The sequence below is a fragment of the Pseudochelatococcus sp. B33 genome, assembly GCF_053570585.1.
This window is the reverse complement of the sequence record NZ_JBSEFH010000040.1, coordinates 23,550-31,884: the sequence shown is the minus strand read 5'-3', so window position 1 is coordinate 31,884 and position 8,335 is coordinate 23,550. Positions and strand designations below refer to the sequence as shown.

At 60.9% G+C, this 8,335-nt stretch carries 11 protein-coding genes and 2 pseudogenes; 8 read left to right on the top strand and 5 right to left on the bottom strand.

Annotated elements, in window-relative coordinates; translation table 11 throughout:
- Positions 1-221: 221 nt before the first annotated feature.
- The 4 genes from ACUSIJ_RS27885 to ACUSIJ_RS27870 form a co-directional block, all read right to left on the bottom strand.
- On the bottom strand, positions 222-653 hold the full coding sequence (locus ACUSIJ_RS27885; protein WP_449311684.1) for a hypothetical protein: 432 nt from the start codon (positions 651-653) through the stop codon (positions 222-224).
- Positions 650-904: a type II toxin-antitoxin system prevent-host-death family antitoxin gene (locus tag ACUSIJ_RS27880; RefSeq protein WP_449311683.1), complete on the bottom strand. Its 255-nt coding sequence runs from the start codon at positions 902-904 to the stop codon at positions 650-652. The genes ACUSIJ_RS27885 and ACUSIJ_RS27880 overlap by 4 nt, the downstream gene beginning before the upstream one ends.
- Positions 905-1,437: 533 nt before the next feature.
- Positions 1,438-2,205 carry a hypothetical protein gene (locus ACUSIJ_RS27875; protein ID WP_449311682.1) on the bottom strand — a complete coding sequence of 256 codons (768 nt, stop codon included), beginning with the start codon at positions 2,203-2,205 and terminating at the stop codon, positions 1,438-1,440.
- Positions 2,206-2,328: 123 nt separating this feature from the next.
- A complete protein-coding gene (locus tag ACUSIJ_RS27870; protein ID WP_449311681.1) occupies positions 2,329-2,751 on the bottom strand; it encodes a hypothetical protein in 423 nt (140 codons plus the stop codon).
- 110 nt (positions 2,752-2,861) lie between these two features.
- Between ACUSIJ_RS27870 and ACUSIJ_RS27865 the strand changes: the two genes are divergently transcribed.
- Entirely contained in the window at positions 2,862-3,131 is a 270-nt protein-coding gene (locus tag ACUSIJ_RS27865) for a helix-turn-helix domain-containing protein (protein WP_449311686.1), read from the top strand.
- 233 nt (positions 3,132-3,364) lie between these two features.
- Here the strand turns inward: ACUSIJ_RS27865 and ACUSIJ_RS27860 are convergent.
- Positions 3,365-3,487 (bottom strand): annotated as a pseudogene (locus ACUSIJ_RS27860) (DUF736 family protein); the annotation flags it as partial.
- A gap of 452 nt (positions 3,488-3,939) precedes the next feature.
- Between ACUSIJ_RS27860 and ACUSIJ_RS27855 the strand changes: the two are divergent.
- From ACUSIJ_RS27855 to ACUSIJ_RS27825, 7 genes and pseudogenes are all read left to right on the top strand, one after another.
- A complete protein-coding gene (locus ACUSIJ_RS27855; RefSeq protein WP_449311680.1) occupies positions 3,940-4,251 on the top strand; it encodes a DUF736 domain-containing protein in 312 nt (103 codons plus the stop codon).
- A gap of 376 nt (positions 4,252-4,627) precedes the next feature.
- The gene (locus tag ACUSIJ_RS27850; RefSeq protein WP_449311679.1) at positions 4,628-5,824 is read left to right on the top strand and encodes a DUF932 domain-containing protein; all 1,197 of its coding nucleotides are present in this window, start codon (positions 4,628-4,630) and stop codon (positions 5,822-5,824) included.
- 296 nt (positions 5,825-6,120) lie between these two features.
- Positions 6,121-6,309 carry a transcriptional regulator domain-containing protein gene (locus ACUSIJ_RS27845; protein WP_449311678.1) on the top strand — a complete coding sequence of 63 codons (189 nt, stop codon included), beginning with the start codon at positions 6,121-6,123 and terminating at the stop codon, positions 6,307-6,309.
- A pseudogene (locus ACUSIJ_RS27840) lies at positions 6,224-6,487 on the top strand (DUF7011 domain-containing protein); the annotation flags it as partial. The gene ACUSIJ_RS27845 and the pseudogene ACUSIJ_RS27840, both read left to right, overlap by 86 nt.
- 117 nt (positions 6,488-6,604) lie before the next feature.
- Positions 6,605-6,964: a DUF2285 domain-containing protein gene (locus ACUSIJ_RS27835; protein WP_449311677.1), complete on the top strand. Its 360-nt coding sequence runs from the start codon at positions 6,605-6,607 to the stop codon at positions 6,962-6,964.
- Positions 6,965-7,034: 70 nt separating this feature from the next.
- Positions 7,035-7,265 (top strand): helix-turn-helix transcriptional regulator, encoded by a 231-nt coding sequence (locus tag ACUSIJ_RS27830; RefSeq protein WP_449311676.1) that lies wholly within the window; start codon positions 7,035-7,037, stop codon positions 7,263-7,265.
- 17 nt (positions 7,266-7,282) lie between these two features.
- Positions 7,283-8,137, top strand: coding sequence for a replication initiator protein A (locus ACUSIJ_RS27825; RefSeq protein ID WP_449311675.1), 855 nt, complete (start codon positions 7,283-7,285; stop codon positions 8,135-8,137).
- Positions 8,138-8,335 lie beyond the last annotated feature (198 nt).

The window sequence follows — 8,335 nt, the reverse complement described above, 5'->3', positions numbered from 1 at the left end:
CGCTGAGCTGACGCTTGCTGCGGAATATCGCTGTGGCCGCTTTCCACCCCATCCCGGCCGCCAAATGGCTCGGGCTGAAGAGGTAGCGTTCGGTCTCTCTATGCCGGCGGAGAGATGTTCGTGATCAGGATAGCGCCCACTCTGCCATACGACGAATCACATTAGGTATCTTATGGAATTTAACAATTTGATTTAATTGGTTAGTCTTCCCTTCTGCCTGGTCATTCGTCTCGTGGCACGACGCGCCCACGCCGAGCTTTCTGCGCTTCGACAATTCCATTGCGGAGCTCTTCGAACAGGCCGCGCGGCAGCAGCCCGTAGTGGTAGGATCCATCCGGCCGTGGTCGTAGATCGTAGCCCGGCCATGTAAAGCGGTTCAGCTCGTCGAAGCGGATCCAGTGCCGCGCGCCATCCAGCCCAAGGTCCCGGCACACTGCGGCCGGGATCTCGAGCGATGTGTCCGGATCGTCCGGCGGACTATGGGTGATCGGTGCGACAATGGTGCGGATCTGTCTGTCGTCCCCCTGAGGGATGGCGACGACAATCGCACAAGGGCGATCCTTCACCCCTTCAACAGCACCCTGATCGTGCTCCGAGCTCCAGAGAAAGCTGTAACGAATGACGAGGCCGGGCTTTGGTGTCGGGATACTCACCTGGGCCCAGCGCCATACTCGGCAGCCTCGATCGCTGCGAGCGTTTCGTCATCGAGCTCGCCGATCTTCAGAACCTCACGCTCCCGACGCTTGAGACGCTCGAAGTGCTCCAGCTCCGCGGCCGAGAGATAGGCCCCGACGACACGGCCGTGGCTGGTGATGTTGATGACGCCGGCCTTGATCGCCTCGTCTTGATACTTTCCGAAATTCCGCGAAAAATCGCTCGCCGGAACGGCTCGGGCCTGTGGCATGAACGCCTCCTGTTGTTTCGCGCAATTTACGTAATTTACGCAAAAAGTCAATGATCAACACCGGATGAGACGGTGCAGCGGCGAGAACTCATGCCGGCCGGCCAGCTGCGTGAACTGCTTGTCCGGGGTCGACCTTCCCAGTGTATGATACGGGTCAGCAGAGGAAGCTCGCGGGCTGGTGAGCGGATGTCTGACAATGGTCGAAAGCTGCGGAAGGAATTTAGCCCGTGCGAACGGCAGCTACCACCTCCCACCGCTCAAATTATGCCAATAGCCGATCGCTTCGCTCGGAGGCAAGTGCCATAGGATCACAATGGAAGGGTGTCCCGCCAGCTTTATAGCCGGATATATTTCAGAACTCTGCCCGCACGCAGCTGCGACCTCCACGTCATTCCAACGACTTTCAGTTTTCAGCGTCGCCCGGGTCGGCACCGAGATCGTCCGATTCGGGTGGGCAGTCACTGGCAGCTCGGGATCCGGCGCACGTCCCCTTCCCGACCGAGCGGGAATGTCAGCTGCTTGACGTCCTCGGTTCAGCCCTGAATGTTTTTACTCCTAGAGGCCTTGAAAATTACGGTTCCTGTGGTCGGCAGAGCGTCTTTGAAGAGGTGCGACGTTCCATTGTATTGAAGGAAAAGCCGGCGCGCTTCCTCTTTCCTCGTGGCGTCCTGCTCATTGAGGACATTGCCGATGTGCATGAGAATCCATGAGCACAAATTGGCATCGCTCATCGCAGTGTGGAGGTCAGCATTGGTTACGATTTTCACGCTCCGAATAAATCGAAGCGTGGCATCGAAAACCTCTTGCGAAGTCGCCTCCTCCGCGTGCCAAATCCGGCCAGAGACCATCAACAGCTTGGCTTCTTCGTCCAAGCCGGAGAAGATGACGGCATCGCCGTAAACGTCGCTCGACGCCCACACTTCGTGCGATAGGATGTTCCTGAGTTCGTATAGGTCCCGAAACAGAAGGCGGGCGTATTCAAATACGGATGAAACGATCGGGTCAGCTTCGCTGTATGGAAAAGAACATAGGAAATTTATTCTGTCCTTGGGATTTGGAAATTCCTTCAGTGTGCGCTTCGCCGCAAGCAGTTCGGCTCCGTGGGTGACGTAGATTATCTGCTGGAGAAGACTCTGCAGGAATGTGCACCCCGCGACTATGGAAGCACTCAGGTCCCTGAAGCCTGCGGGAACGACTGCGCTCGTTCCTGATCGTCGCTCAAGGGCCGTACTCTCGGTTATTAACCTATAATATTTTGGCACCTTTTTAGCCCCATCATCGAAGCGGCCATCGCCTCGCAATGCAGAATGTCCGAATGTCGGCCGTCTGCCAATGCCCGCGATGAGGGTGCAAAACGGTCACTAATCGAGAAGCCTGGCAAACGTTGCCGATGAGCCGACGGTGACGAAGGATAAGTGCGAGGTTCAGGCAACCCTGGCGACGCCCACTATGATTGCCACCACCTCTCCGGTAGCATCCGCAATCGGTAGATAGAGTCGGGCAACGCGCGCCGGTCCGCCTGGAAGCTCTACCTGGTCTTCCATCATCAACGTGCGGCCCGACGCGAACACGAATGCCGCTTCCTTCTCTGCATGATCGCGTGAAGGCGTAAGCCGGCCTACAGACTCGCCGGTCAGCGCGATCCCGAAAAGACGGTCGACAGTCCAGCCGCTGTGCTCGATCCTCGGAGTTACATCCGATTCGGCCGGGCGCCGGATCACCGCGACCACGTCATCCAAATCGGCCAGATATCCTGCGATGTTAGCGCCCAGCGGTATGGCTGCGCCGTTCCCGCGCGCGAGCCAGACCCGATAGAGCCGGCCGAGTACCGGATGACGGTCAGCCATGAGTCGAGAATTCATACAGGTCGTCACCGTGCCAAAATCAACCAGATTTTCTGGTTTCCTGTATTCCGGTTTAATTGATCTGCTGGTTTCGTCAATGGCCGGCAGCGCATATGCAGAAAACCCTTCGATCGCCGCGGCATGTGCGCCTCGTTCAGATCATCGTCGACAAGCGCCGGGAAGCGGGCATGAGCCAGGCCGATCTTGCTGAAGCTCTGGCCCGATACCAGTCCGTCGTCGCGGCGATTGAATCCGGCGGACGCCGGATCGATGTCGTCGAGTTTCTCGAACTGGCCGAGGTGATCGGATTCGATCCCCATGAAGTCCTCCGTGACGTGGCGGAGATTTCCCGGAACCAGAAAGCAACATCCAATCCGCCATAATCAAACGTCATGGCGATGACGCATTGGCGACACCGGAATGTTGCCAGAACGTCTCCCTTCGGGTCGGGCTCTACTCGCCGCCTCCGGCGGCTCCCGAAGCCCCTGCGGGTCTTCGCGCCGTCGCGTGACGATCCCTGACGCAAGGAGGGCGGCGGCGGGCATTTCGCCTGTCGCCCCGAAGGGGCGGAGCCTCGCGATGGCCGATCCCGGTCGGCGGCGGGCATCCGACAGGATAGTGTCATGGCGTTGCCTTCGGCTTCGACCAGGCTCGCATAGATCGGCGTCGGGAAGGACGGATCGTCGAGCTTGACGGAGAGGTAGTCGTTGCCCTTGTCGGACCGCTTCGTCCGTGCCGCCCGATCAGCGCGAGGGGCATAGTGCGGTAAAGGCAGCCGGCCCCTTTTCGTTGTCGCACTCGGCCGGGATGAGATGTTACTGCCCCGACGCAGAAGCTGGGGGATCGTCTCCGAGACGGCGGCAATGCCGTTCCCGGTGTGGGTGAAAGTGCCGAGCGTTGCCGCCATGCCGTCGTTCCCCGTGTCTGTTGCAAACCGCCCCCACGGCGTCCTCGAATGGATTGGTCTGACCGAAGACCGGCGGCACATGCGCCGCCTCGATCTTGAACCCGCAACATCCGCCGACAACTTTTTTCCGCCGCCTTCGGCTTTGCACCGCGAGACAAAAAAGCTGCCGCCGGCCGCCCTCCACTTCGTTCCGGCCCTACGGGTGCGGGCCGATCGTCCCCGGTCCGTCGACCACCATCGAGGCCGCGGTGGGCGCGGCCCGATCAGCAGAAGGAAACAACGAGATGGCTACGATCGGCACTTTCACCCGCACCGGGAACGGCTTCTCTGGCGCCGTCAAGACCCTCAGCCTCAACGTCAAGTCGGTGAAGTTCGTCCCGGCCGAGGGCGACAACGAAAAGGGGCCTGACTTCCGCATCTTCGCCGGCACCACCGAGTTCGGGGCGGCATGGAAGAAGCGGTCCGACAAGGGCAACGACTACCTCTCCGTCAAGCTCGACGATCCGTCCTTCCCGGCGCCGATCTATGCGAGCCTGGTCGAAGCCGAAGGCGAAGGTCTGGCGCTCATCTGGTCGCGCCGTCGCGTCGCCGACTAGGACCGGCCACCGGCCGAGTCCCGCGCAAGCGGGGCTTTGCCATGCTCATGCCCGCCACCGCCATCATGGAATGCGGAGAGCTGCGCTCCTCTATGGTCCGATCGGTCGCGGCTGAAGCCTTGCCGATCAAGGGGGAAGCCAAGGGGCCTTGCCCCTTTCTCCCCTCAAGTGCCGTCTGCGCGATGGCCGGGCCGCCGGCTCGCAGAACGGCCGAAGACCGTCATCCTGCCGGTCATCGTCACGTCGTTCCGCTCACCCTGGCAACCCGGCCATGCTCGTCGGCACTTGCCCCTCCCATCCCCGCGCGCTCTCGCGCCCCCGGAAGGCATGTCGGGGGACATGCCTTCGGCATTGAACGGGAACAGGAGCAACGACCATGAACTTTGTCAGCAACAGTCAGAACCGGCAGGCTGCCAGCAGCGACTTTCGCGTGGGCATCTCGCGCGGCGAGCAGATCGGCCGCGTGTCGTCGGAATGGTTTTCGCGCCCGGATGATGAGCGCTATCTGTCGCTCACAGAACTCCATGACGCCGTGAAGGCCCGTGCGGATTGCGCCACGGCCCGCACCGTGGACAGCCGCGCCGTGCGCGTGGAAGCGAGCCGCGACAATGCGGAGCGGCTTGCCCTTGTCGTGCCGGGACAGGATGAACCCATCGCCCCGACGCATTGGAGCTTCGGGCAGTTGTGCAGCCTTGTGGGAGCGCCCGCGACCTATATGCGCCAGCTTCCTGCGCCGCTGGCAGGCATCAACCTGCAGCATGGCTTGCTGTCGCATCGCGCCGAATTGGTGAAGACGCTGGAAACGGACGATGGCCGCATCGAGCTTCGCGCCGTGACCGGCCCGGACTATGGCCGCATCTGGGATCATGAGCTTGTCGCCGCCGTGATGAGGATCGCAGGGAACGGAACGGGTGACACCATCTGGAAGGTGCCGGGCGTGCTGGACTGGGGAACGATGACGCACAATCCTTTCGTGGACATCACGAAGGACACCACCACGCTTTACGCCTCGGATCGAGATGTGTTCCTGTTCCTGGTGGACGACACGCACCCCATCGAGGCCGGACGTTTACCGAACGGAGAGCCGGACCTGTATTTTCGCGGCTTTTACTGCTGGAACAGCGAGGTTGGATCGAAGACCCTCGGCATCGCCTCTTTCTACCTCCGTGCCGTTTGCATGAACAGAAACCTTTGGGGCGTGGAAGGCTTCGAGGAAATCAGCATCCGGCACAGCAAGTTTGCGGCGCAGCGCTTCGCCCATGAGGCCGCGCCGGCCTTGACCAGCTTCGCCAATTCCTCACCCGCCCGCTTTGTCGCCGGAATCAAGGCGGCGCGGGAAAGGATCGTCGCCCGCACCGACGAGGACCGGGAAAGCTTCCTGCGCAAGCGCGGGTTTTCCAAGGCCGAGACCGGCAAGATCATCGAAACCGTATTGCAGGAGGAAGGCCGCCCGCCGGAGAGCATCTTCGATTTCGTCGCCGGCATGACAGCCCATGCCCGCAGCAAGGCGCATCAGGACACGCGGCTTGACCTGGAGGGGAAGGCAAAGACCTTGCTGGAAAAGGCAGTGTAAACATGGAGTTCGCGCGGCCGGAAACACGGCCGCGCGGCTTTCCGTATTCGGATTTTTCCGCAAATCCGCAATGCCGGATCAAGCGGCGTGGGCGCCGCTCGCCTGGCTGCGCCCGGCTCGCGTGATCACACACCAATTCTGCAAAATATTTCGTAGAATATTTCTATCTTCTCTCCGAACCATCAAAAGATACCGCCAACCTTATTTGGCCTTCATTTACGCTCAAGCTTCATTCCGGTCGCGGCAAAGTGTTTCTATACATCCCGAGACGGGAGCCAGCCCTGCACGGAGGAACCATGTCCAACGCACAAGACTGGATGGCGAACGCAGCCTATCTCTACATTCTCTTCCTCGACCGTCCGGCCATCGCTTGGGAACATCTGCGGCGCAATCCGGACTATCGCAACGACTGGAGCCGCTTCGGCCCGCGCCGGCATTCGTCGTCGGCGATACAGGCCCGACGATGGGGGTTGCGATTTCCTTGAGAATCCGGAACACGACGCGCGCAATGCACTGCCTTTCTGGCAACCGGACCCCGACATCACGCTGACGGCCGTTCCGGACGAAGACCCGGATACCGCCTCGCCGGCCTTCGATCCGTGGTGCTTCCCCGGCTGCAAAGCCCTCGGACACGACGGTTGCCGGCTCGCGCTGAAACTTAGCCAATGCGGCCGCTCATGGCATGTCCTGATCGCCACCGCGCTCTCCGCCGCCGAGCCCTTCACTTTCGCCACCGCTCCCGACGAACGGGCCAAGGCACGTCTGCGCGAGGCAACAGAGATGCTTACTGCAATTGCGAGCAAACAGAGAGGCTTCGTTCACGGGCGCTGTTCCGGCGAGCCGATCATCACCATGCAGTCCATACAAGCCCTCGACGGACATCTCGCCGGCGCCAGCGAACGCGACATCGCCTTTGTGCTTTTCGGCGAGAGTATCGTGAAGGACAAATGGCACGGCGACAGCGAGCTGCGTGCCAAAGTCCGATATCTCATCAGGCGTGGCCGCACGCTGATGAATGGCGGCTATCGCCGGCTGCTCTGGGGCGCGACTGCACGCCGGACAGGCAATTCTCTCATGCCCGCCGCCCTTCCGGCAGGGAGAAAATCCGCCGACAGAAATTCTCCATACGCAGCAGGATAGGTTTTTCCCAAACTGCCCCCGAACCGCTGGACCCGGCCCCGCTCGTCCAGCATGAGACGGAGACAGTTTCATGGATCGACCGGAATCGACACCGGCCAGCCGCTACCTCACCAACGAGGAAGCAGCCGCCTATCTCAAGCTCTCGCCGCACACGCTGAACAAGAAACGTGTCATCGGCGGCGGACCCAAATTCCGCAAACTTGGCGCCCGCGTCGTCTACGCGATCGACGACCTCGAAAGCTGGATCGAGGCACGCGCCTGCGACACCACTTCCGATCCTCGCTACGCACAAGCCCGTTGAGCCGGTCGGAGCATCGCATGGCCACGCGCAGACTCGTAGTGGAGCGCGATCAGCTCGAACTGTTCCGGTCACGACCCGGCGAGATGGCGGCGCGCGACGCGCGGGATCTCATGGCCTATCCCTTCTTCTCGCTTGCGAAATCGAGGCGCATCCAGCCGATACGCTTCGAGGCCGGCGACATCCGCATCCATGTCGAGGCCCCGGCCGAATTTGGCCTCGCCACCATCTGGGATGCCGACATCCTCATCTGGGCCGCCTCGCAGATCGTCGAGGCCCGCGACCTCGGCCTGCGCACGTCGCGTCTGATGGCAACGACCCCCTATGAGATTCTGACCTTTATCGGCCGTGGCACCTCCATTCGCGATTACCAGCGCCTCAAGGCAGCGCTCGACCGCCTCCAGGCGACCAGCGTGGCGACGACCATTCGCCAACCCTCGGAGCGGCGCCGGCATCGCTTTTCCTGGATCAACGAATGGAAGGAAAGGCTTGACCCGAAGGGCCGGCCCAACGGCGTCGAGCTGATCCTGCCGGACTGGTTCTACGAAGGTGTACTCGACAACGCCCTGATCCTGACCATCGACCGGGACTATTTCGACCTCACCGGCGGCATTGAACGGTGGCTCTACCGGCTGGTGCGCAAGCATGGCGGCCGGCAGTCCGGCGGCTGGAGCTTCGATTTCCGGCACCTCTACACCAAATCCGGAAGCCTTTCGCGCTTCTCCAACTTTGCCTGCGACCTTCGCGACATCGTGCGCCGGCAGCCCCTGCCGGGCTATCGGTTGAGCATCGACCGGCGCAACGACGGCCGCGAATTGCTCGTCTTCGGTTCGGCCGCATCATTGCCGATCCCTTATCCACAGGAGGCTGTGTAAAGGCTGTGAATCGTCTCGTGCTATCAAAGGCATTCAGCCTCGTGCTATCGAAGGCACGACTATCGTGCCATCAAAGGCAAAAGCATGCATCAACTATATGGCGCTTATCGCGAATTTCCGCCCTTAACTTATCTAACGTAGAATCTAACATTATTTTTTATACTGAGGGTAATATTGGAAAAATAATTCTCATCGTTG